The sequence below is a fragment of the Gemmiger sp. An194 genome, from assembly GCF_002160145.1.
Taxonomy (GTDB): Bacteria; Bacillota; Clostridia; order Oscillospirales; family Ruminococcaceae; genus Allofournierella.
In genome coordinates, this window is sequence record NZ_NFKA01000006.1 from 63744 (window position 1) to 85423 (window position 21680).

At 63.3% G+C, this 21680-nt stretch carries 21 protein-coding genes; 7 read left to right on the top strand and 14 right to left on the bottom strand.

Going from position 1 to position 21680, the window contains the following annotated elements; translation table 11 throughout:
- Window positions 1-30: 30 nt before the first annotated feature.
- Window positions 31-1104 carry a helix-turn-helix transcriptional regulator gene (locus B5F28_RS05375; RefSeq protein ID WP_087294122.1) on the top strand — a complete coding sequence of 358 codons (1074 nt, stop codon included), beginning with the start codon at window positions 31-33 and terminating at the stop codon, window positions 1102-1104.
- A gap of 258 nt (window positions 1105-1362) precedes the next feature.
- Window positions 1363-3309, top strand: a complete 1947-nt coding sequence (locus B5F28_RS05380) for an oxidoreductase (RefSeq protein ID WP_087294125.1) — start codon at window positions 1363-1365, stop codon at window positions 3307-3309.
- A 115-nt stretch (window positions 3310-3424) separates the two neighbouring features.
- Here B5F28_RS05380 and B5F28_RS05385 read toward each other — a convergent pair whose 3' ends face one another.
- The 11 genes from B5F28_RS05385 to B5F28_RS05435 form a co-directional block, all read right to left on the bottom strand.
- The gene (locus B5F28_RS05385) at window positions 3425-4606 is read right to left on the bottom strand and encodes an MFS transporter (RefSeq protein WP_087294127.1); all 1182 of its coding nucleotides are present in this window, start codon (window positions 4604-4606) and stop codon (window positions 3425-3427) included.
- A 273-nt stretch (window positions 4607-4879) separates the two neighbouring features.
- Window positions 4880-5746, bottom strand: coding sequence for a MerR family transcriptional regulator (locus B5F28_RS05390; RefSeq protein ID WP_158097526.1), 867 nt, complete (start codon window positions 5744-5746; stop codon window positions 4880-4882).
- A 96-nt stretch (window positions 5747-5842) separates the two neighbouring features.
- Window positions 5843-6121 carry a hypothetical protein gene (locus tag B5F28_RS05395; RefSeq protein WP_087294131.1) on the bottom strand — a complete coding sequence of 93 codons (279 nt, stop codon included), beginning with the start codon at window positions 6119-6121 and terminating at the stop codon, window positions 5843-5845.
- A 68-nt stretch (window positions 6122-6189) separates the two neighbouring features.
- A complete protein-coding gene (locus B5F28_RS05400; RefSeq protein ID WP_087294133.1) occupies window positions 6190-6906 on the bottom strand; it encodes an AAA family ATPase in 717 nt (238 codons plus the stop codon).
- A gap of 132 nt (window positions 6907-7038) precedes the next feature.
- Window positions 7039-8184, bottom strand: coding sequence for a helix-turn-helix domain-containing protein (locus B5F28_RS05405; protein WP_158097527.1), 1146 nt, complete (start codon window positions 8182-8184; stop codon window positions 7039-7041).
- A gap of 155 nt (window positions 8185-8339) precedes the next feature.
- The gene (locus tag B5F28_RS05410; RefSeq protein ID WP_247643411.1) at window positions 8340-8834 is read right to left on the bottom strand and encodes a GNAT family N-acetyltransferase; all 495 of its coding nucleotides are present in this window, start codon (window positions 8832-8834) and stop codon (window positions 8340-8342) included.
- Window positions 8831-9262: a hypothetical protein gene (locus B5F28_RS05415; RefSeq protein ID WP_087294137.1), complete on the bottom strand. Its 432-nt coding sequence runs from the start codon at window positions 9260-9262 to the stop codon at window positions 8831-8833. The genes B5F28_RS05410 and B5F28_RS05415 overlap by 4 nt, the downstream gene beginning before the upstream one ends.
- Window positions 9263-9330: 68 nt before the next feature.
- Window positions 9331-10389: a dTDP-glucose 4,6-dehydratase gene (gene rfbB, locus B5F28_RS05420; RefSeq protein ID WP_087294139.1), complete on the bottom strand. Its 1059-nt coding sequence runs from the start codon at window positions 10387-10389 to the stop codon at window positions 9331-9333.
- Window positions 10390-10437: 48 nt separating this feature from the next.
- The gene (rfbD, locus tag B5F28_RS05425; RefSeq protein WP_087294141.1) at window positions 10438-11334 is read right to left on the bottom strand and encodes a dTDP-4-dehydrorhamnose reductase; all 897 of its coding nucleotides are present in this window, start codon (window positions 11332-11334) and stop codon (window positions 10438-10440) included.
- A gap of 13 nt (window positions 11335-11347) precedes the next feature.
- Complete coding sequence (gene rfbA / locus B5F28_RS05430) at window positions 11348-12235, bottom strand: glucose-1-phosphate thymidylyltransferase RfbA (RefSeq protein ID WP_087294143.1); 888 nt, start codon at window positions 12233-12235, stop codon at window positions 11348-11350.
- Between the two features lie 545 nt (window positions 12236-12780).
- A complete protein-coding gene (locus B5F28_RS05435; protein ID WP_087294145.1) occupies window positions 12781-13548 on the bottom strand; it encodes a glycosyltransferase family 2 protein in 768 nt (255 codons plus the stop codon).
- A 277-nt stretch (window positions 13549-13825) separates the two neighbouring features.
- On the opposite strand from B5F28_RS05435, the gene B5F28_RS05440 reads away from it, so the two are divergent.
- The 5 genes from B5F28_RS05440 to B5F28_RS05460 all read left to right on the top strand — a co-directional run bounded on the left by B5F28_RS05440 (window position 13826) and on the right by B5F28_RS05460 (window position 17967).
- The gene (locus B5F28_RS05440) at window positions 13826-14845 is read left to right on the top strand and encodes an ABC transporter substrate-binding protein (protein WP_087294147.1); all 1020 of its coding nucleotides are present in this window, start codon (window positions 13826-13828) and stop codon (window positions 14843-14845) included.
- Window positions 14846-14895: 50 nt separating this feature from the next.
- The gene (locus B5F28_RS05445) at window positions 14896-15813 is read left to right on the top strand and encodes an ABC transporter permease (RefSeq protein WP_481808389.1); all 918 of its coding nucleotides are present in this window, start codon (window positions 14896-14898) and stop codon (window positions 15811-15813) included.
- Complete coding sequence (locus B5F28_RS05450; protein WP_087294151.1) at window positions 15806-16600, top strand: ABC transporter ATP-binding protein; 795 nt, start codon at window positions 15806-15808, stop codon at window positions 16598-16600. The genes B5F28_RS05445 and B5F28_RS05450 overlap by 8 nt, the downstream gene beginning before the upstream one ends.
- 252 nt (window positions 16601-16852) lie before the next feature.
- Window positions 16853-17335, top strand: coding sequence for an RNA polymerase sigma factor (locus B5F28_RS05455; RefSeq protein WP_247643412.1), 483 nt, complete (start codon window positions 16853-16855; stop codon window positions 17333-17335).
- 2 nt (window positions 17336-17337) lie between these two features.
- On the top strand, window positions 17338-17967 hold the full coding sequence (locus B5F28_RS05460) for a hypothetical protein (protein WP_087294155.1): 630 nt from the start codon (window positions 17338-17340) through the stop codon (window positions 17965-17967).
- 77 nt (window positions 17968-18044) lie between these two features.
- Here the strand turns inward: B5F28_RS05460 and B5F28_RS05465 are convergent, their stop codons facing one another.
- The 3 genes from B5F28_RS05465 to B5F28_RS05475 all read right to left on the bottom strand — a co-directional run bounded on the left by B5F28_RS05465 (window position 18045) and on the right by B5F28_RS05475 (window position 21677).
- Window positions 18045-18776, bottom strand: coding sequence for a LytR/AlgR family response regulator transcription factor (locus B5F28_RS05465; RefSeq protein WP_087294157.1), 732 nt, complete (start codon window positions 18774-18776; stop codon window positions 18045-18047).
- 154 nt (window positions 18777-18930) lie between these two features.
- Window positions 18931-21213, bottom strand: a complete 2283-nt coding sequence (locus B5F28_RS05470) for a xanthine dehydrogenase family protein molybdopterin-binding subunit (protein WP_087294160.1) — start codon at window positions 21211-21213, stop codon at window positions 18931-18933.
- Entirely contained in the window at window positions 21210-21677 is a 468-nt protein-coding gene (locus B5F28_RS05475; RefSeq protein ID WP_087294162.1) for a (2Fe-2S)-binding protein, read from the bottom strand. Before B5F28_RS05475 ends, B5F28_RS05470 begins: the two co-directional genes overlap by 4 nt.
- Window positions 21678-21680 lie beyond the last annotated feature (3 nt).

Below are 21680 nucleotides of genomic sequence, written 5' to 3' on the forward strand. Positions count from 1 at the left end.
TAAACTGCAGGCAAAAAAGGGGGGACCGCCATGCAGAACATGAACGCCTACTACGATTTTTCCGGCCAGAAGTTCGGCCACCCCTTAAGCCTGAGCATCAACGGCTTTGACCGGCAGGTGTTCAGCCAGCAGACCAGCCTGGAGCTTTCCTACGTGCTGGAGGGGCGGTATGAGGTGATCACCGAGGGCTTTTCCCGCATATTGGACCGCCACCAGCTGGCCCTCATCGCCCCCAGCGAGATCCACATGATCCGCAAGGCACCCGGCGCGGAAAACGCTGCGGCCAGCGTGATCCTCACGCTGCACATCGACTTCGAGCGGATGCCCGAGGCTCTGGTGGGCCAGGTGGAGGGGCTGTTCTCCACCCTGGTCTGCACCGAAGAGGAGAATGCCGCCCTGCTGGGCCGGGTGCGGCAGACTCTGGGTCGGCTGCTGCGGCTGCTCACCCAGCCGGAGCACAGCCTGTTCCAATTGAATGCCCTGATGATGGAGCTGGCGGACCTGTGCGCCAGCGGAGCGCACCGGCCCATGGAGTCCATCCCGCTGCAGTCGCCCCTGCACGAAAGCTCCCGCCGGGCCATCCGGTTCATCAACCGGAACTTCCGGCGGGACATCCATCTGGAGGATGTGGCGAAGGAGCTTTCCTTCAGCGTGTCCTATACCTCCAAGCTGTTCACAAAGCACATCGGCCTGCCCTTTGTGAAGTATCTTTCCTATGTGCGGGTGCGGGCCTCGCTGGAGGCGCTGCTGGAAGGCAAGGAGAGCATCGAGGCCATCGCACTGGACTGCGGCATGGCCAGTGCCAAGGCCTATGCCGCCGCCTTCAAGGAGATGTACGGCATATTGCCCAGCGTCTACCGCAAGCGCTTTTTGCAGAACCTGCGCTACAGCGAGACCGGCGCGGACCAGAAGATGCGGCTGGACGCGGCCCATCTGGCCCTGCTGGACCACCTGCTGCGCCAGCCGGACCAGATGATCTACCAGGCCCCCGGCCTTGCCATCCTGCGCCGGGGCGAGGCGGTGGTGTGCGAGAGCGAAGGCCCCGCCGCCCTCACCCAGCAGCAGGGCAAGCTGGTGGTGGAGTTCGGGCCGAAGCAGGATTAACCTCCATTTTCAACTTTTCTTCCCAGAACAAATAATGCCGGTTTTGGCGTTTCAGCGCACTAAAACCGGCATTTTTTGTCTTTTCCCGGCGTTTTTATGACCCAACCCGTCAAACTTCTAACAAAATCCCGCCGTTGATGGCAACCAGCGCCCGGGCTTTTGCCCGCCCGGCCGTGCTATAATGGGGCCAACGAAACGAAAGCACCCAACCGGCACGGCAGACCAGCGGCCCCGTGCCCCATACGAAGGAGTTTGGCTATGAGCAAATACGAGCATCTGCTTTCGCCCATCAAGATCGGCGAGACCACCGTGAAAAACCGCATCTTCATGCCGCCCCTGTCCACCAATCTGGCGGATAAGGGCTACGTGACCGACGAGCTGGTGGAGCACTATAAGGCCCGCGCCAAGGGTGGCGTTGGTCTGTTCGTCACCGAGGTGGTGACCGTGGAGCCCACCTACTGCTACCTGCCCGGCGACATGTGCATCTACGACGATTCCTTCATCCCCGGCTGGAAGAAGCTGGCCGACGGCGTACACGAGTACGGCGCGAAGATCCTGCCCCAGCTGTTCCACCCGGCGCATGTGGCCTTCCCCCTGCCCGGCACCCCGCAGCTGATCGCCCCCTCCAACGTGGGCCCCTACTACGCCAAGGCTGCGCCCCGCGCCGTGACCAAGGAAGAGCTGAAGGTCATCATCCGCCAGTTCGGCGAGGCCGCCAAGCGCGCCCAGATCGCCGGTGCCGACGGTGTGGAGATCCACGCGGCTCACGCCCACGGCCTGCTGGGCGGTTTCCTGTCTCCTCTCTATAACAAGCGCACCGATGAATACGGCGGCGACATCGACCACCGCCTGCGCCTGACGCTGGAGGTCATCGAGGAGGTCCGCCGGGTCTGCGGCAAGAATTTCATCATTGACGTGCGCATCTCCGGCAGCGAATACACCGACGGCGGCCTGAACCTGAACGACATGATCTACGTGGCCAAGCAGCTGGAAAAGGCCGGTGTGGACTTCCTGCATGTGTCCGGCGGCACCACCATCGCCCGGGGCAGCTCCATCCCCGCCCCCGGCACCCCCATGGGCTCTCACGCCGCAACCGCCGCCGAGATCAAGAAGTACGTGTCCATCCCGGTGGCCACCGTGGGCCGCATCACCGAGCCCTGGATCGCCGAGGAGCTGATTGCCAACGGCAAGGCGGACATCTGCATGATCGGCCGCGCGAACCTGTGCGACCCCGAGTTCGCCAACAAGGTGGCCGCTGAGAAGGCCGACGACATCCGCCCCTGCATCGGCTGTCTGCGCTGTTTGAACGGCATCATGTTCGGCAAGCGGGTCGCCTGCACCGTGAACCCCTCCTTCGAGCTGGAAAACGAGGACACCCTGGCCCCCGCCGCTGAGAAGAAGAACGTGCTGGTGATCGGCAGCGGCCCCGCCGGCATGGAGGCCGCCTTCGTTGCCGCTAAGCGTGGCCACCATGTGGTGCTGTGCGAGAAGGAAGCCGAGCTGGGCGGTCTGATGCGCATCGCCGCGGTGCCCATCGCCAAGCAGGACCTGACCCGTCTGATCCAGTACATGGCCCGCCGTCTGGAGGGCGCGGGCGTGGAGGTACGCCTGAACTGCGCCGTGGACCAGGCCATGCTGGAGGGCGAGTTCAAGGGCTATGAGGTGATCGCAGGCGCGGGCGCACAGCCCATTGTAATCCCTGCCTTCACCGGCTTCAAGCAGTGGATGACCGCCGACGATGTGCTGGCGGGCCGGGCCTTCCCCGGCCGCAAGATCGTTGTGATCGGCGGCGGCTCGGTGGGCTGCGAGACTGCCGACTACCTGGCCCCGCTGGTGAACGACCTGTACCCCCGCAACCGGGAGATCACCCTGCTGGAAATGGCTCCCGGCGTGATGGCCAGCGAGTCCGGCCCGGGCCGCAGCCTGCTGGTGCAGCGCATGATGGCCAAGGGCGTGCAGATGATCTGCGGCGCCAAGGTGGAGAAGGTGGACGAATCGAGCATCTGGTACACCAGGGACGGCCAGCAGCACTGCATCGCCGACGCGGACACGCTGGTTCTGGCCATGGGCTACAAGGCCGACCCGGCGCTGGAAGAGATGCTGAAGGCCGCCGGCGCAAGCTACCACCTGATCGGTGACGCCAACAAGGTTGGCACCATCAAGGACGCCATCGGCGCAGGCTACGAGACCGCCAAGGCCCTGTAATTCCCTGCCCCCGCGCGGAGCTTCCCCTTATCCGCGACCGCATTCCCCAAAATCCCAAAACAGAACGCCGCACCGCTCCATTCTTTCCCCTGGAGCGGCGCGGCGGTTCTGTTTATTATGTTCTTTTTCGAATCCCGGTCAGCACAAGCCCCGCCGCCACCAGCGAAAGCAATCCCAGCCCCAGCGCCGCCATGCCGCCGGAATAGCCGAAGCGGTCGCACAGCGCGCCCGCCAGCGGGCTCACCGGCAGCATGGCCAGACTATAAGCCATGCTCTGCACACTCACCAGCGTGGCACGCCGGTCGCTGGGAAAATCCCGGTTCAGCCGGGCGGTCATCTTCACCTCCAGCAGCCCGTCCCAGAAGGTGGCGGCGGCTCCGGCGGTCAGTGCCAGACCGAGCACCGGCGCGCCCGCCAGCGCCAGACTGCACCCGATGCCCGCCGCACACACCACGGCCACCCGGCCGAAGCGCCCGCCCACACGGCTTGCCAGAGCGGACCCGGCCATACCCGCCAGCCCCATCACCGCCAGCGCCGGGCCCAGCAGGCCGCCGGGCAGGCCCAGCTCCATCAGGCGCTGCTGCAGCAGCTGGCCCCCAAAATAGGCGCAACAGCCGCAGGCGCCGTCCAGCAGCATCTTCTCCACCGCCGCCGGGTTGCAGCGCAAAAAGCTGCCGGTGTCCGCCACATGCCGCCGCAGCCGGGCCCGGAATTCCCGGAGCGCGGCCGATGCCTTCTGCCCGCAGGGCGGCTCGGTCAGCCCGAGGGCCAGCACAAGCCCCGTCAGAGCGGCGGCCAGGTCCGTCAGATAGGCCAGCCGCCAGCCCAGAGCCAGCGCCGCCCCGGCACACACCGAACAACCCATGGCCGACGCGCGAAAAAGAACGCCCATTCGCCCGGCCACCCGTTCATAGTCCCCGGCGCGGTTTGCCTGCAGCAGGCTGTCGTAGGTGATGGCCTCCCGGGTGCCACTGATCAAATTATAGGAAAGCGCCGAAAGCCCCATGGCAAGGCAGACGCCCCCGATGCCCCGGCTGGCGATCATGGCAAGGCAGGCCAGCGCCCGCACGGCCATGCCCGCCGCCAGAGTGCGCTTGCGGCCAAACAGGTCCGCCGCCATGCCGCTGGGCACCTCGCAGAAAAAGCTGACCAGATGAAAAAAGCCCTCGGCCAGACCGATCTGGGCCAGCGAAAAGCCCCGCCCGGCCAGCAGCACCACCCAGATCACCTGGGCAAGTCCGAATCCGCTCACCGCTTCGAGAAGATACAGTGCGCGGAGCTGATGTTTTATTTTCATACCAAAAAATCCTTTCCGAAAACATGGGTTCACGCCCTGTTTCGGAAAGGATGCATTGCACAAAAATCTTCCCGGGAAATCCCCGGAAACGTGACCTGTTCAGGCACGGCGGCAGCGTTCTGACCGAAAAAAGGGCGCACTTCGAGCCGGAACTGCCATTTCGTTGCCTTTTTGTACACGAACCGTGCGCATTTTCCATCCCATGGCTGCGCCCTCCTTTCCGTTGTTTCTGCCCTCATCATACCATGGCCGCCCCACCCTATGCAAGCTGTTTCAGCTTTTGAAGTGGCGGAACACCCAGTACATGGCCGCGATGGTCACCAGCAGCGTCGCGCCCGCCAGTGCCACCTCCGGCCGGTTGGCCGGGTCGGTGTCGATCACCCGCGGCGTCCACAGCAGCACGAACAGCGCCACTGGCCAGCCGTAGTGAACCAGCTTCATCCAGCGGCTGCGGGCTTTGGGCACATCGCTTTCCAGCTGCTCCGGATGCAGGGCGGTGCAGCGCACAATGAGCAGAATCCCCGGCCCCATCCGCCGCCAGACCAGCTGCGCGGTATAGGGAATGCCGTCGATCTCGAATTCCGGGGCCATGCTCTCCCTGGTCACCACCAGATTCACCCCCTGCTGCTCGCCGTAGCGGCAGAGGGCCGCCGTCAACTCCGCCGGGTTTGTCACCGGGTCGTCCGGCGTGAAGGTGAACACCTTTTTTGCCTCGGCCCTTGCCACCTTTTTGTAGTCCCGGGTCCACTCCCCGAACAGACCCGCCCGGTTTTCCGGCGCGTCCATCCGGTTCAGCAGGCCGTCCAGAAATTCCTCGTCCGGCCGCGGGGCGCTTTGCAGCTCCCGGCAAAAGCGGATGGCCGCCTCCAGCTCCTTCTGCCGCCGCTCCAGCCGGAACTGCTGGGCCGTCGAGACCTGAGCCAGCGTGGTTTTTCCTTCCAGACAGGCCCCGATCTCCTCCAGCGGCACGTCCAGCATGCGCAGCGCCCGGATCAGCTTTAAATCCCGGATGTCCTGTTCCGAGTAGTCCCGGTAATCGTTGTCCGGGTTGCGGTGAGGATGGATGAGGCCCTGGTCCTCGTAAAAGCGCAGGTTCCGCCGGGAGATGCCGGTGGCCGCTTCGGTTTGCTTTGCGTTCATGGAATTCGCCTCCTGTTCTCTGTTCTGCACCCTCAGCATAAGGGATGCACCAGATGCCAGGTCAATGCTTTTTTGAAAATTCGCGCCGAAAAATGTTCACCGGCCCTGTTTCCAGATGCTGATGCCCCACAGCACAGCATTTTCCACGAACACCGCAAACGAGATCCACAGCCAGCGGCTGAACACAAAGAAGAAATCCGGCCGGGTGCGCATCTCGCCCTCCCACACGCCGAACCACCGCTGCAGCAGGCTGTAATAGGGGATGCCGTCCTGCAATTCCGGCACCAGCGCCCCCAGACAGTTGATGCCCAGGTCCACCGTGACGAACAGCACTGCCACCAGTACCGCCAGCGAAAGGATTCGTGCCAACCTCATTCGTTCTTCCTCCTTTGGAGTCTTTTGTCCATTGTAGCACGCCGCCCGGCGCGGCGGCAATCCGGTTGTCATTCCTTCAAAAGCCGATTCAGCAGCGCCTGCCGGTTGTTGATAAACAGCTCGGTGACCCGGTAGCTTTCCGTCTCCTCGTATTCACACGGGTGAAGCCTGCCCTGGTCAAAGCAGTAGATCGCCGCGCCCGGAATCCCCAGCAGAATCGGGGAATGGGTGACGATCAAAAACTGTGCGCCGTCCTTTGCACAGCGGTCGATCTGCATCAGAAGCGAAAGCTGCCGCTGCGGCGACAACGCAGCCTCCGGTTCGTCCAGCAGATACAGCCCGTTCGCTCTCAGATTGTTCTGCGCCAGCGCCAGAAAGCTCTCCCCATGGGATTTTTCGTGGTATCCGGCGGAAGGGTGCAGCGCGTCCGCATAGCTTTCCTCCTGTGTTGCCACATTGTAAAAGCTTTCGGCCCGGAGAAAATATCCCCATTTTTCCCTGCGGTGCCCCTTCACCAGCCGAATCGCTTCCCACAGCTCCGAATGGGTATCCCGCGTGGAGAACCGATAGTTTTTGCTGCCGCCTTCCGGATTAAAGCCATGAGCCACTGCGATCGCCTCCAGCAGGGTGGACTTGCCGCTTCCGTTTTCCCCCACAAAGAAGGTGATGGGACGGTCCAGCTCCAGCCGCTCCAGCCCTTGAAACGCTTCTATTTCTCTCAGATAACTTCCGCGCCCGATTTTCTCCCAATCAAATAATACACTTTGTATAAATTGTTGATTCAATACACTCACCCGCTTCCCCGGCTCGCTCTTTTTCGGTGTGCTTTGCCTTTATTCTACCGCAAAAGGCGCTTGTCTTTCCACCATACTTGGGTACGGGCCGCCGCGCCTTTCCGCCACAAAAAAGCGGCGGGGTCATTCCCCGCCGCTTTGCTTACTTTCCACAGTATCTGTGACGCCGCTTTTCTCCTTTTCCCGCAGCGTCAGCCCTGCCGCCAGCAGATAGACCGCCGCCAGTGCCGCCAGCGCCGCGAAGAGGGCGGGCGACGGCTGAATCAGCGGCAGATATCGTTCCGGGTTCAGGTCGGCATTCCACTCGAACAGCCTGCCGGTGGAAAGACTCTTCGCCCAGGTAATTCCATTCAGCTGCCGCAGCCACCAGACTCCGCCGCTCATGCCCAGGGTGAGCAGAGCCGCCAGCAGCTGCTGCCCCCGCCGCTTCAGCGCCAGGGCATAGACCACGGCCAGCGCCGCCAGCAGCCCGGCGAAGAATTCCCCCTGCCGCTGCCAGAGCACCAGCGGCAGCTCCAGCCACAGATAGATGGCCCAGAACCCGGCCAGCAGCGCAAAACCCGGCAGCGGCAGCAGCGCCCGGCCCCGGGGCATGCGCCAGCCAAGGGTGAGCTTCTCCGGCGAACCGGCAAAAAACCGGCGGTGCAGCAGGCGCAGGGTAAGGGCGGTGGCCCCCAGCGCCAGCGCCGCCGAGAGCACCAGCGCCAGCCAGAAGCTCTCCAGTCTCGGCTCCTTCTGGGTCTGGAGCAGCAGCACCGCCGGGCCCAGCCGCACAAACATCCCGACCAGCAGCACGAGCTCCAGCGCAGCGGACCAGTTCACCGCCAGATTCATCCCGGCCGCGCCCAGCCAGAACCACCGGCTGTGGCGGGCGTAGTACCGCTGCAGATAGGCCCCGTAGCAAAGGCAGGCCAGATACACCGCATAGCACACCGCCAGCGGCGCGAAGGTGGCCAGCAGATAAAACAGCAGCCCGCCGCCCAGCGCGAAGGCAAAGGAGAGCAGCCCCTGCCAGTCCGCCCGGGTCAGCGCCCGCACCGGCTTTTCCTCATCCAGCAGATCGTCCGCCGTGACCCCCAGCGCCTTTGCCAGCGGCACCAGCAGCGGCAGGTCCGGGTAGCCCCCGCCCGACTCCCAGCGGGAGACGCTTTTGTTGCTCACCCCCAGCGCGTCCGCCAGCTGCTGCTGGGTCAGGTTCTTTTCCTTCCGGTAGCGTTTGAGCCGCTCGCTGAAGCCCTGCTCCATTCTGGTTTCCGTTCCGTCTTCCATGCTCGGCCCCTCCTTTCGTTCCGGCTTCATTGTAGCAGGAATCCCCTCCCGCCGCCACCCCGCCGGGCGGGAATCCGCTCCCGGAACGCGGGAATCGCCGGTTTTTTGCAAAAAAAGAGAGCGTCTTGCTGTGACGCTCTCTTTTCATATTCCAGTCACCGCAGCTTCTGGTAGGCCAGACGCTCGCCGCCGTGGTGGCAGTCCACCACGCCCCGCAGCCCGAAGCCGCATTTTTCCAGCAGCCGCTGCATGGGCAGGTTGTCCCGGTGGGTGTCGATGCGCAGATTATCGCACCGCTGCCAGCACCAGTTCAGGCACCAGGCCGCCGCGCCCCTGCCACCGTAGGAGGCCACCCGATGCACGACCCAATAGGGCCGCTCCTCCTCCAGCCAGCTGCCGTCCCGGATGACAGCATAGTCCTCATCCGGCCCGGGGGCAAAATAGAAGGCCGCCAGCAGCGCCCCGTTCTCCCGGCAGAGCCAGGCCCCGCCGGACTGGATGTCCTCTGTGAGCTGGGCCTCGTCCGGGTAAACGGTGCCCCACTGGTCCGGGTTGCCCTGCTCGGCCATAAACTGGCGGGCGTGGGCGTACAGGGCCATCATGGCGGGCAGGTCCGCCAGGGTGGCCCGTTCCATTACAAATTCGCTCACAGGCTCCTCCTTTGCTTTGCGGCAAAGCCCAGCAGATAGCCCGCACTGGTGAGTGCCAGGGTGAGCAGCGCCTGGGCGGGCAGATATGCCCCGCCCAGCAGCTCGGCCGAGGGGGTCAGCATCAGGCTCATGCAGGCGCCGTACATCTGGCTCAGGGCCCCCAGCACGCTCACCGAGGGCACAAAGCCGAACACCACATTGGCCACGCCCCACCACTGCAGCAGCCAGAAGCCGGGCCAAGGGCGCTTATCCTCCCGCGAGCACCAGTGGCCCAGTGCATACCACACCGCCACCAGCGCGGCGGACAACGCCGCCTGCAGCCCGATTATGACCCCGGTGCTGCTGGAGATCAGCACCACCAGATTCACCAGCACGATGCCTGCCACGGTGGGCAGAAAGGCCAGGATCAGCAGGTCCCGTTTTTTCATGGGCGTGTTCCTCCTTGATAGCGCAAGCGGGCCTCCCGCAAAAACGAGAGGCCCGTTTTGAATGCCGTTTACTTGTTCTTGTACATCTCTTCGTAGTACTTCTGGTAGTTGCCGCTGGTCACGTTGTTCATCCACTCTTCGTTGGCCAGGTACCAGTCGATGGTCTTCACGATGCCCACCTCAAAGGTAGTCTCCGGGTACCAGCCCAGCTCCTCCTTGATCTTGGTGGGGTCGATGCCGTAGCGGCGGTCGTGGCCCAGACGGTCGGCCACATACTTGATCAGGCCCTCGTTGATGCCCTCATCTTTCAGCCGGTCGTGCAGCTGGTTGATGATGGTCTTCACGATGAAGATGTTGGGGCGCTCGTTGTGGCCGCCCACGTTGTAGACCTCGCCGTCACGGCCGCCCTCGGCTACCATGTCGATGGCCTTGCAGTGGTCCTCCACATACAGCCAGTCGCGCACGTTCATGCCGTCGCCGTACACGGGCAGCTGCTTGTGGTTCTTCACGTTGTTGATCATCAGGGGGATCAGCTTCTCGGGGAACTGATAGGGGCCGTAGTTGTTGGAGCAGCGGGTGATGTTCACCGGCATGCCGTAGGTGTCGTGGAAGGCCATGACGAACATGTCAGCGCTGGCCTTGGAGGAGGAGTAGGGGCTGTGGGGGCACAGCGGGGTGGTCTCCATGAAGTAGCCCTCCTCGCCCAGGGAGCCGTACACCTCGTCGGTGGAAACCTGCAGGTACTTCTTGCCCTCGGCCCACTTGCCGTCCTTGTACCAGGCGTTCTTGGCGCACTGCAGCAGGTTCACGGTGCCCAGCACGTTGGTCTCCACGAAGATCTCGGGGTTGGTGATGGAGCGGTCCACGTGGCTCTCGGCGGCGAAGTTGATCACGTAGTCAAAATCGTATTTCTCGAACAGGCCGTTCACCAGCTCCCGGTCGCAGATGTCGCCCTGCACGAAGATGTGGCGCTCGTCGCCCTCCACACCCTTCAGGTTCTCCAGGTTGCCCGCGTAGGTGAGCTTGTCCAGGTTTACCAACTGGATTTCCTTGTACTTATTCAACATGTAGTAAACAAAGTTGGAACCGATAAAGCCGGCGCAGCCGGTGATGAGATAGCGTTTCATCTATTTATACTCCTTATTCAATGAATGAGACAATTCGTAAAAAAGCGGTCATTCGCCGTTCCAGTGGGCGAAGAAGTCGGCCAGGGCCACCTTCCAGTCGCGCATGTTGTTGCCCACAGTGCAGGCGAGCATGCGGTTTTCCAGCGCACTCCAGGCGGGGCGGTCAGCGGCGGCGGGGTGCTTGGCGGAATATTCCGCGCTGGTGCAGGGGGATACGGTGGCATCCACGCCGGACAGGCGGATGATCTCGGAAGCGAACTCATACCAGGAGCAGATGCCCTCGCCGGTGCAGTGGTAGACGCCGTAGTCGTGGCTCACGGCCAGCTGCAGCAGATGATGGGCCAGGTCCTCGGCGTTGGTGGGGTTGCCCAGCTGATCGCTGACCACCTCCAGCTTGCCGAACTTCTTGCCCGCGTTGACCATGGTCTTCACGAAGTTCTTGCCCGCGTAGCCGTAAAGCCAGGCGGTGCGCACGATGAAGTACCGGTGGCAGAAATTCTTCACATATTCCTCGCCCAGGGCCTTGGTCTTGCCGTAGACGCTCTTGGGGTCCACCCGCTCGCTCTCGTCCAGGGGCTTGTCGCCCTCGCCACGGAACACGTAGTCGGTGGACACATGGATGAGCCGGGCGTTGATGCGCTCGGCGGCCTGGGCCAGGTTGGAGGCGCCGATGGCGTTCACCTTGAAGGCACCTTCCGGATTGGTTTCGCAGCCGTCCACGTTGGTGAAGGCGGCGCAGCTGATGATGGTATCCGGCTGGTGGCGGCGCACAAAGGCGATGGTGGCGTCCCGGTCGGTGATGTCCAGCTCGTTCACATCGGTGGCGATGACGGTGGCGTTCTTCAGCCGCTCAGGCACAGGGCCCAGGGCGCTGCCGCCGTTTTTCAGCTGGCGCTGGATCTCGGTGCCCAGCTGACCGCTGGCGCCGGTGATGAGAATCTTCATGCAGGGGCCTCCCTTAGTATTTGATCTTTGCGTCGGCCACGCGCTTCAGGTGTTCGCCGTAGGGGCTCTTGCCGTAGCGCTGGGCGCTTTCCAGCAGCTTCTCCTTGGTGATCCAGCCGTTCCTGTAGGCGATCTCCTCGGGGGCGCTGATCTTGATGCCCTGGCGCTTTTCCACCATACGCACGAAGTCGGCGGCTTCCACCAGGCTGTCCATCGTGCCGGTATCCAGCCAGGCAAAGCCACGGCCCAGCAGCTGCACGTCCAGCTTGCTTTCCTCCAGATACATGGCGTTCAGGGTGGTGATCTCCAGTTCGCCCCGGGCGCTGGGCTTCACCTGCTTGGCCTGAGCGCTGACCCGGTTGTCGTAGAAGTACAGACCGGTGATGGCGTAGTTGGACTTGGGCTGCGCGGGTTTCTCCTCCACGCTGATGACCCGGCCATTCTCATCGAATTCCACAATGCCGAACCGCTCGGGGTCGTTCACGTAGTAGCCGAACACGGTGGCGCGGCCGTTTTCCTCGGCGTTCTTCACGGCGGCCTTCAGGATGCGGGAGAAGCCGTTGCCGTAGAAGATGTTATCGCCCAGGATCATGGCGCAGCAATCGTCGCCGATGAACTCCTCACCCAGCAGGAAGGCCTGAGCCAGGCCGTCCGGGCTGGGCTGGACCTTGTAGGACAGATGCACGCCGTACTGGCTGCCGTCACCCAGCAGGTTCTCGAAGCGGGGGGTATCCTCCGGGGTGGAGATGATCAGGATGTCCTGGATGCCGGCCAGCATCAGCGTGGACAGGGGGTAGTAGATCATGGGTTTGTCGTACACCGGCAGCAGCTGCTTGCTGGTGACCATGGTGAGCGGATACAGGCGAGTGCCCGCACCGCCGGCAAGGATAATACCTTTCATTAGCGTTACGCTCCTTTTTTGCCCGGTGTTCGCCGGGGTATGATATAAAAAATTTGCGCAGCTTAATACAAAGCGGAGCTACAGCCGCTATCAACTTTTTTAGCGGACTCGACCGGTAGTCGGGTCCAATACGCAGTCGCGGATGCACCGGGCTTTCCTCAGCGACGACCGCTGACTGCCTTGGCGGACTCGACTTTTTTCCGGACTCGACCGGAAGTTATGTCTGATCCGCAAACCCACCGCACCGGGCTTTCCTCAGCAAATACCGCTGGCCCCCTTAGGGGTGCAGCCCATGAGCCGGGTGGAATTGAAATTTGTTTTTTCGTCAAGCACCGTTGCACGTTTTACCAATGCAACCCGGCCAACGGTCAAGCCCATTAAAAAGGCCGCTGGAGGTTTTCGCTGAGGAAAACCCGGTGCTTATTATTTTGCCAGCCGGACTCAGCCAACGGTCGAGTCCGTTAAAAAGGCCGCTGGAGGTTTTCGCTGAGGAAAACCCGGTACTTATTATTTTGCCAGCCGGACTCAGCCAACGGTCGAGTCCGTTAAAAAAATCGCCAGCCCCATTTGTTAAAGTAGCGGCCCATGCTCTTGAGCTGCTGCAAAAAGGGCTTCAGGCTCTTGTTGGGGGCCCGGTGCCAGGCGTGGTAGGCGGTGAACTGGGGCAGATAATACACAAATCCCTTCTGCCGGGCCTTCTGGGTGATGTCCGCGTCCTCCACATACATGAAGTAGCCCTCGTCAAACCCGCCGATGGCCTTGTACACACTGGTACGCATGCAGAAAAAGCTGCCGGTGCAGAACTCGATGGCCGTGGGCACGCTCAGGTCCTCGTCCAGCATGGCGTATCGGTCGCCGAATTTTTTCAGCCCCGGCACCCCCTGCCGCGCCGCAAGCCCCAGAATGTTGGGCTTGCGCTTGGGCAGAACCTGCACCCGCCCATCCGGGAAGAGCAGCTTCGGGGTGGCCATCACCACATCCGGGTGGCCGTCCAACCAGTCGCAGATGGCGGGCAACACGTTGTCATCAATGAAAATATCCGGGTTCAGCACAAAGTGATATTCACTGTCCAGCAGCGGAAGCACCTGATTGTGCCCCTTGCCGAAGCCCAGATTCTCCGGCAGCCGGATAACCTTCACGTTTTCAGGAAAGCCCTGCCGCTCCAGCGTTTCGCCGGTTCCGTCCGGGCTGGCGTTGTCCACCAGATAAACTGTCAGCGCACAGTCCTTCGTGTATTTCAGCAGCGATTCCACCGCCCGGATCACCTCGTCGGCTCCGTTATAGCTCACGATGCAGGCGCTGATCTTCCTCATTGGGGCATCCTCCAAGCGTAAATAGTCTATTTTAGTATAGCATTTTTTGCCCGCTTCTACAAGAAAAAACCGCTGTTCCGGCCTGTTTTACAGTCTTTTTGCTCCCTGCCGCCCTCTTTTTTTGCCTTTTTTGCCCGTTTCCCGTTGACAGAACCAAAAAACTTTACTAGAATAAAGCCAAGGCCGGCAGCGGCCTTTTTCCAGCACCTCTCACTTTACCGCTGCAATTCATTGTGGCGACAAAGTGAACTTCTTTTTTCACAGGGAGGAACCACACATGAAACTTCGCAAGACCATGGCAGGCGTTCTGGCCTGCGCCATGCTGGCCACGCTGGCCGGCTGCGGCTCCGGCGGCACCTCGTCCGCCGGTTCCACTGCTTCCGCCGCTTCCGCTGCCTCCGGCTCCGCCGAGGGCGCAACCTACCGGGTGGGCGTGTGCCAGCTGATGCAGCACCCCGCGCTGGACGCCGCCACCCAGGGCTTTCAGGATGCCCTCACCGAGGCCTTTGGCGACGCCGTCACCTGCGACGTGGAGAACGCCTCCGGCGATAACTCCAACTGCGTTACCATCATCAACAGCTTTGTGTCCTCGGATGTGGACCTGATCCTGGCCAACGCCACCACTCCGCTGCAGGCAGCCGCCGCAGCCACCGACAGCATTCCCGTCCTGGGCACCTCCATCACCGACTATGCCACTGCCCTGGATGTGACCGACTGGACCGGCTCCTCCGGCCGGAACATCAGCGGCACCACCGACCTGGCCCCGCTGGACGGTCAGGCCGACATGATCAAGGAGCTGTTCCCGGATGCCAAGAACGTGGGCCTGCTCTACTGCTCGGCGGAGCCCAACTCCAAGTACCAGGTGAACGTGATCACCGAATACCTGACCGAGCTGGGCTACACCTGCACCGAGTATTCCTTCTCGGACACCAACGACCTGTCCGCCGTGTGCACCAGTGCCTGCGCGGCCAGCGATGTGATCTACATTCCCACCGATAATACCGCCGCCAACAACACCGAGCTGATCGCCAACATCGCGGTGCCCGCCGGGGTGCCCATCGTGGCGGGCGAGCAGGGCATCTGCAGCGGCTGCGGCGTGGCGACCCTGTCCATCGACTACTACGAGCTGGGCCGCACCACCGGCGAGATGGCCGCCCAGATCCTCACCGGCGAAGCGGACATCACCACCATGGAGGTGCAGTCCGCCCCCACCTTCACCAAGATGTACAATGCAGCCCTCTGCGAGCAGCTGGGCGTGACCATTCCTGAGGGCTACACCGCCATCGAGGCGGAATGATCCATCATACGCCGGGCACTTGCCGGCTTTAGGAGGAGCTTTTCGTGTTCATCACCACACTTCTGAACGCCCTGCCGGGCGTGGTCGCCCAGGGCCTGATCTGGAGCATCATGGCCATCGGCGTTTACATTACCTATAAGATTCTGGACGTGGCCGACCTGACGGTGGACGGCACCATGTGCACCGGCGGCGCGGTGTTCATCATGCTGGTCACCGGGGGCTGGAACCCCTGGGCCGCTCTGGTGGCCGCCTTCCTCTCCGGCATGGCGGCGGGCCTGGTCACCGGTCTTTTGCACACCGCCTGCGGCATCCCCGCCATTCTGGCCGGCATCCTCACCCAGCTGGCGCTGTATTCCGTGAACCTGCGCATCATGGGCCAGTCCAACCGGCCCATCAGCGTGGACAAATACCCCCTGCTGGTGAGCGCCCGCAACGTGCGGGAGGCAGCGCTCTCCAACCCCATTCTGGTCTGCGTGCTGTTCACCGCCGCCACCATCGGCGCGCTGTACTGGTTCTTCGGCACCGAGCAGGGCTGCGCGGTGCGTGCCACCGGCGCGAACCCCAACATGGCCCGCGCTCAGGGCATCAACACCAACTTCACCACCGTGCTGGGTCTGATGCTCTCCAACGGATTGGTGGCCCTGTCCGCCGCGCTGCTGGCCCAGTACCAGGGCTTTGCGGATGTGCAGAGCGGCCGCGGCGCCATCGTCATCGGCCTGGCGGCGGTCATCATCGGCGAGGTGCTGTTCTCCAAGATCTTCCGCAACTTCGCTCTCAAACTGCTGGCCGTGGTGTTCGGCTCGCTGATCTACTATCTGGTGTATCAGGTGGTCATTTTGCTGGGTCTCAAGAGCGACGACATGAAGCTCATCACCGCCCTGATCGTGGCGCTCTTCCTGGCCGTGCCCTACTGGAAGGGCCGGTACTTCGCAAAACGCACCGGGAAAGGAGCGGGCAGCCATGCTTGAACTGAAAAACATCTACAAAACCTTCAACCCGGGCACCGTGAACGAAAAGCGGGCGCTGCAGGGGCTGAACCTCTCGCTGGCCGACGGCGATTTCGTCACCGTGATCGGCGGCAACGGCGCGGGCAAATCCACCATGCTGAACATCATCTCCGGTGCCTACGCGGTGGATGAGGGCAGCATCTCCATCGGCGGTGTGGATGTGACCAAGCTGCCGGAATACAAGCGCGCGCCCTACATCGGCCGGGTCTTTCAGGACCCCATGATGGGCACCGCCGCCACCATGCAGATCGAGGAGAACCTGGCCCTCGCCGCCCGGCGGGGCCAGCGCCGGGGCCTGCGCACCGGCATCAGCCGGGCCGAGCGGGAGCAGTACCGGGAGCTGCTTAAAATTCTGGACCTTGGCCTTGAGGACCGCCTCACCAGCAAGGTGGGCCTGCTCAGCGGCGGCCAGCGCCAGGCGCTGACCCTGCTGATGGCCACCCTGAAAAAGCCCCAGCTGCTGCTTCTGGACGAGCACACCGCCGCTCTGGACCCCAAGACCGCAGCCAAGGTGCTTTCGGCCACCGAACAGATCGTCCGGCGGGACAATCTGACCACCCTGATGATCACCCACAACATGCGCGACGCCATCGCCCACGGCAACCGATTGGTGATGCTGTACGACGGGCGCGTGGTGGTGGACGTGCGGGGCGAGGAGAAGCGCCGCCTGACCGTGGAGGACCTGCTGGAGAAATTCAACCAGGCCAGCGGCTCCACCGAGGCGGACGACAAGCTGCTGCTCTCCTGACCGCTTCACTTCTTTCCTAACGCTTTCCCCTCCGATTGGCTGCCTTGGGGGCCGTTCCCGTTTTTGCGGGGCGGCCCTCAATGGCCAACCGGGGCCGAGGAAATATACCGAAAAGCGCCCCCGGCGCATCTCACCCCGAGCAGGTGGATGCCCCGGGGGCACTTTTTTGCGTTTCCCTTTACAATCCAAGTCTTCCATGCAATAATAGGGCCAGTTGTTTTGTATTCTGTATGAGAAAGGGGGGCCTGCCCCGTGGAAACGGCCCAAATGCCTGCCTTCACCCCGGAAGCGGCGGTGGCGCAGTTTGGCGACACCGTGTTCCGGGCCGCCTTCGGTCTGGTAAAAAACCCGCAGGACGCGGAGGACATTGCCCAGGAAGTATTTTTGAATCTGGTGCGTCACGCACCCCAGTTTGATTCCGCCGAGCACCAGAAGGCCTGGCTGCTGCGCTGCACCATCAACCGGTGCAAGAGCCATTTCCGCAGCGCCTGGGTGCGCCGCAGCGCCCCGCTGGACGAGCACCTGTCCACCCCTTTCACCCCCGCAGAGAACACCGTGCTGGACGCGGTGGCCGCCCTGCCCATGAAATACCGGCAGGTGATCTATCTGCATTACATCGAGGGCTATTCCACCGCCGAGATCGCGGCGCTGCTGGATTTAAAGCAGAACACCGTGCTCAGCCAGCTTTCCCGCGGGCGGGCCCTTCTGAAAGACACGCTGAAAGGAGAATTTTGACCATGCCCGACTCTCAGGATTACAAAAGCGCCATGGACAAAGTGACCGCCGGCCAGCGCTGGAAGCAAGCCACCCTGGAAAAGATGCAGGCGGAGGCCGGGGCCCAAAAGGCTGCCCGCTCCCGCCGGACCATTCCCTTCCGCCGTGCCATTCCGCTGGCGGCGGCCGCCGCCGTCTGCCTGCTGGTGATCCCGGCCGCGGCCCGCAGCCTGACCCCCATCTCGGGCGGAGCCACCGCGGCGGACCAGGCCAGCCCCCGCGCTGCCACCCGCCAGATGCCGGAAAGCAGCGCCGCCGCAGACAATGGTGCCGTGCCCTTTGCGCTGGCCGCCGCACCGGAAGCCGCCATGGCCGAAGCCCCGCAGGATACCGCCGCCGCACCCGCCTACACCACCGTGGAGGCTCCTTCCCCCGAATCTGCTCTGCCCGCGCAGGCTCTGCCCGCCGGAGAGGCGGAGGGGCTGGACGCGGCGCTGGACCAGCTGGACCAGATCCTCGCCGCCGAGGGCGAGGGCCGCACCCGGTCGGATGTGCTGGCCGGCGGCCTTGTGGAGGGCGACTGCTTCGTCTTCGTGCTGGCAGGCGACAGCGAGACCAGCTACCGGCTGTATCAAATCCCCTGCGCCCAATAAAAATTAAAAAAGAAACCGCACCCTCGCTTGTGAGCCTGTTGTGGCCCAGCGGGGGTGCGCTTTTTCTATATAAAGATTCAAAGCCGGGCGGACCACTCCTCAAAGCGGGCCTGCCATTCCAGATATTCCTGCCGCACCTGGCCGTAGCGGCGCTCGCCCACCGGCACCCGCCGGCCGCTGCGCAGAATGAACTCGTACCGGCGCAGCCGCTGCACCTGATGCAGATTTACCAGAAAGCCCCGCTGGGTGCGCAGAAAGGGCCGGCCTGCCAGCAGCGTCTCCAGCCGGGCCAGGCTCATGCGGCAGGGCAGCGGCGGGGTGTTGTCCACAAAATGGAATTCCACCGTATGACCGTCCAGCCGCAGGGATTCCACCCGCACCAGATTCACCTGGCATATCTCCCCGTCCACCGGCAGCTCCAGGGTGCAGGGAGCCAGCTGCTGGGTCAGCAGGTCCTCGAGACAGGGGCCCAGGCACTGGTCCAGTCGGTCCTTGCGCAGGTACCGGTAGACGCGCAGCTCGTAGCCCTCCGGCGCAAATTCACAGAAGGCCGACACCAGAATCACCGGCAGCTCCGGCCATCGGGCCCGCAGCCGCCGGGCCGCCTCCAGCCCGTTCATCCGGGGCATCTGCACATCCAAAAACACCGCATCGTAGCGGCAGGCCTCGCACTCTGCCAGCAGCCGCTCGGCCTCGGAAAAGCAATCCACCCGGCAGCCGCTCTTCTGCCAGGGAGCGAAGCTGCGCAGCATCCGGGCCAGCTGCCGCCGGTAAAAGAAGTCATCATCGCACACCGCAAACCGGTACATCCTTCCTCCGCCCCCTTTCCTTTATTATAAAAGCCCAGGCACCCGCGCGGAGGACGAACTTTCCTTCGTGTTTCTTCGGGGTTTTCCGACAAAAGCAAAAAAGCGGCCGGGGCCTCCTGTTCGGGGGTTCCGGCCGCTTTGTATCGTTCCGGATTTATTCGGCCTTATTCCGCAGTGCCATGACCACGTCCTCCGGCTTTACCGGCAGAGTGTGGAAGGCAACGCCGGTGGCATTCTGGATCGCGCCCAGAATCGCCGGAGCGGGGGTGTTGATGACCAGCTCGCCGATGCTCTTGGCGCCGAAGGGGCCGCTGGGCTCGTAGCTGGACTCAAACTCCACCCGGATGGCGCCCGCCTCCAGGCGGGTGGGAATCCGGTACTGCAGGAAGGAGTCGTTCATCATCCGGCCTGCCTTGGTGTACTGGATATCCTCATACAGGGCCATGCCGATGCCCTGCACGATGCCGCCCTCGGTCTGCACCCGGGCCAGGTTCTTGTTCACCACGGTGCCGCAGTCCACGGCGGCCACGTAGTCCATCAGCTGAATCTTGCCGGTCTCGGGGTCCAGGTCGATCTCGGCCATGCCCACCATCATGGGCGGGGGCGATACGGGGGAAGAATGGCTCTCGCAGGCGGAGATGCACCGGGCGTGGCCCTCAAAGCTGGCGTAGCCAATGGCAGACAGGCTCACTTCCCTGTCGGTGCCGGGCACGAAGACCCGCCCCCCGTCGAACTCGGCGGTGTCGGCGGGCACATCCAGCATCTTCGCGCCCTGGGCCAGAATCTTCTCCCGCAGCTGGGCGCAGGCCTTCACCACGGCCATGCCGGTCACGTAGGTGGTGGAGGAGGCGTAGGAGCCGCAGTCGTAGGGGCTCTGGTCGGTGTCCACGCCGCGCACCGAGATGTTCTCCATGGGGCAGTCCAGGCAGTCGGCGGCCATCTGGGTGAGGATGGTGTCACAGCCGGTGCCCATATCGGTGCAGCCCACCAGCAGGGTGTAGAAGCCGTCGTCGTTCAGGCGGATCTCCACGCTGCCGATGTCCACGCCGGAGATGCCGCTGCCCTGCATGGCCATGGCCACGCCCACGGCACGGATGTGGCCGTTTTCCAGCACCCGGCGGGGGGCCTTGTTGTCCCAGTCCATCATCTTCTTGGCGGTCTCCATGCACTTGTCCAGAGTGCAGCTGGTGCAGTCCTCACCATAGTACATGGCGAACTTCTGGCCCAGACGGACCATGTTCTTTTCCCGGATGGCGCAGGGGTCCATGCCCAGCTGGGCGGCCAACTCGTTCACGGTGCTCTCCACCGCGAAGATGCCCTGGGTCGCGCCGTAGCCGCGGTAGGCACCCGCGCCCATGGTGTTGGAGTAAACAACCTCGCTGCTGAAGCGGGCAGCCTTCAGGCTGCCGTACAGGGAGATGGACTTGGTGCCCACCAGACCCACGGTGGTGGGGCCGTGCTCGCCGTAAGCGCCCGCGTTGGACAGCGCCTTCACATCCATCGCCCGGATGGTGCCGTCCTCATCCGCGCCGATGCGCACGGTGACGCGCATCTGGTGGCGGGGGGAGCCGTTTGCCTGGCTCTCCTGACGGGTGAAACACAGGCAGGCGGGGCGGCCGGTCTTCATGGTAACAAAAGCGGGGTACACCTCGCTCACGGCGCTCTGCTTGGCGCCGAAGCCGCCGCCGATGCGGGGCTTGATGACCCGAATGTTGGCCTTGCTCATCTCCAGCGCGTTGGACAAAATGCGCCGCACATGGAAGGGCACCTGGGTGGAGGAGACCAGCGTGAGCCGGCCGTACTCGTCCAGATAGCTGAAGGTAACAAACGGCTCCATCATGGCCTGGTTGTTGGCCTTGGTGTAGAAGGTCCGCTCGATGACCACCGGGCAGGTGGCCAGCTCGGCCTCCACGTCGCCGTTTTCCATGCAGTCGGTGCTGCACAGGTTGCGCTTGTTGTCCGCGCCCACGGGGCACAGGGCCTTGAAGTCCTCTTCAGGATGCACCAGAATCGGGTTGTCCTTGGCCTGGGTGAAGTCCAGCAGGGGCTCCAGCACCTGATATTTTACTTTAATGAGGCCCACGGCCTTGGCGGCGGCAGCCTCGGTCTCGGCGGCCACCAGAGCCACCGGGTCGCCCACGCAGCGCAGGCGGCGGTCCAGGATCAGCCGGTCGTAGGGGCTGGGCTCCGGGTAGGTCTGGCCCGCGGTGGTGAAGCGGCTCTGGGGTACATCTTTATAGGTAAAGACGGCCACAACGCCGGGCACTTTCAGGGCGGCGGCGGTGTCGATCTCCTCGATCAGCGCGTGGGCGTGGGGGCTGCGCAGCATCTTCACCATCAGGGTGTTGGCGGGGACCATGTCGCCGGTGTAGACCGGCTTGCCGGTCACAAGGCTCATGGCGTCCACCTTGCGGATGGCCTGATTCACGTATTTCATTCTGCTTTGCCCTCCTTTGCGGCCAGCCAGGCGCGAATGGCCCGCAGCTGGCTCTGGTAGCCGGTGCAGCGGCAGAGGTTGCCCTCCAGATACTCCCGGATCTCCTCGTCGGTGGCGTCAGCGCCCAGCTCTTTGCCCATGGCCAGCACGCTCATAATGAAGCCGGGGCTGCAGAAGCCGCACTGCTCGCCGCCCTGGTCTGCCAGAAAGCCGCCGAACTCCTCGGCCTCCTTCTGCAGGCCCTCCAGGGTGGTCACGGTGTGGCCGTCTGCCTGGCCGGCCAGCACGCTGCAGGACAGCACCGGCTTGCCGTCCATGTGGACGGTGCACAGGCCGCAGCCGGAGGTCTCGCAGCCGCACTTCACGGATTTGCAGCCCGCGTCCCGCAGAAAATGCAGCAGCTGGGTGTCCGGCGCGGTTTCGGCGGTATAGGGTCTGCCGTTCAATTGAATGGTCACCTGCATGGA

What these genes read in the sequence shown, in the direction of transcription:
- B5F28_RS05440 (WP_087294147.1), top strand. Translation starts at nt 13,826, where the DNA reads ATGAAACTTCGCAAGACCATGGCAGGCGTTCTGGCCTGCGCCATGCTG.
- B5F28_RS05380 (WP_087294125.1), top strand. Translation starts at nt 1,363, where the DNA reads ATGAGCAAATACGAGCATCTGCTTTCGCCCATCAAGATCGGCGAGACC.
- B5F28_RS05415 (WP_087294137.1), bottom strand. Translation starts at nt 9,262, where the DNA reads ATGAAAAAACGGGACCTGCTGATCCTGGCCTTTCTGCCCACCGTGGCA.
- B5F28_RS05470 (WP_087294160.1), bottom strand. Translation starts at nt 21,213, where the DNA reads ATGAAATACGTGAATCAGGCCATCCGCAAGGTGGACGCCATGAGCCTT.
- B5F28_RS05475 (WP_087294162.1), bottom strand. Translation starts at nt 21,677, where the DNA reads ATGCAGGTGACCATTCAATTGAACGGCAGACCCTATACCGCCGAAACC.
- B5F28_RS05405 (WP_158097527.1), bottom strand. Translation starts at nt 8,184, where the DNA reads ATGGAAGACGGAACGGAAACCAGAATGGAGCAGGGCTTCAGCGAGCGG.
- B5F28_RS05385 (WP_087294127.1), bottom strand. Translation starts at nt 4,606, where the DNA reads ATGAAAATAAAACATCAGCTCCGCGCACTGTATCTTCTCGAAGCGGTG.
- B5F28_RS05375 (WP_087294122.1), top strand. Translation starts at nt 31, where the DNA reads ATGCAGAACATGAACGCCTACTACGATTTTTCCGGCCAGAAGTTCGGC.
- B5F28_RS05450 (WP_087294151.1), top strand. Translation starts at nt 15,806, where the DNA reads ATGCTTGAACTGAAAAACATCTACAAAACCTTCAACCCGGGCACCGTG.
- rfbA (WP_087294143.1), bottom strand. Translation starts at nt 12,235, where the DNA reads ATGAAAGGTATTATCCTTGCCGGCGGTGCGGGCACTCGCCTGTATCCG.
- rfbB (WP_087294139.1), bottom strand. Translation starts at nt 10,389, where the DNA reads ATGAAACGCTATCTCATCACCGGCTGCGCCGGCTTTATCGGTTCCAAC.
- B5F28_RS05395 (WP_087294131.1), bottom strand. Translation starts at nt 6,121, where the DNA reads ATGAGGTTGGCACGAATCCTTTCGCTGGCGGTACTGGTGGCAGTGCTG.
- B5F28_RS05390 (WP_158097526.1), bottom strand. Translation starts at nt 5,746, where the DNA reads ATGAACGCAAAGCAAACCGAAGCGGCCACCGGCATCTCCCGGCGGAAC.
- B5F28_RS05435 (WP_087294145.1), bottom strand. Translation starts at nt 13,548, where the DNA reads ATGAGGAAGATCAGCGCCTGCATCGTGAGCTATAACGGAGCCGACGAG.
- B5F28_RS05465 (WP_087294157.1), bottom strand. Translation starts at nt 18,776, where the DNA reads ATGTACCGGTTTGCGGTGTGCGATGATGACTTCTTTTACCGGCGGCAG.
- B5F28_RS05460 (WP_087294155.1), top strand. Translation starts at nt 17,338, where the DNA reads ATGCCCGACTCTCAGGATTACAAAAGCGCCATGGACAAAGTGACCGCC.
- rfbD (WP_087294141.1), bottom strand. Translation starts at nt 11,334, where the DNA reads ATGAAGATTCTCATCACCGGCGCCAGCGGTCAGCTGGGCACCGAGATC.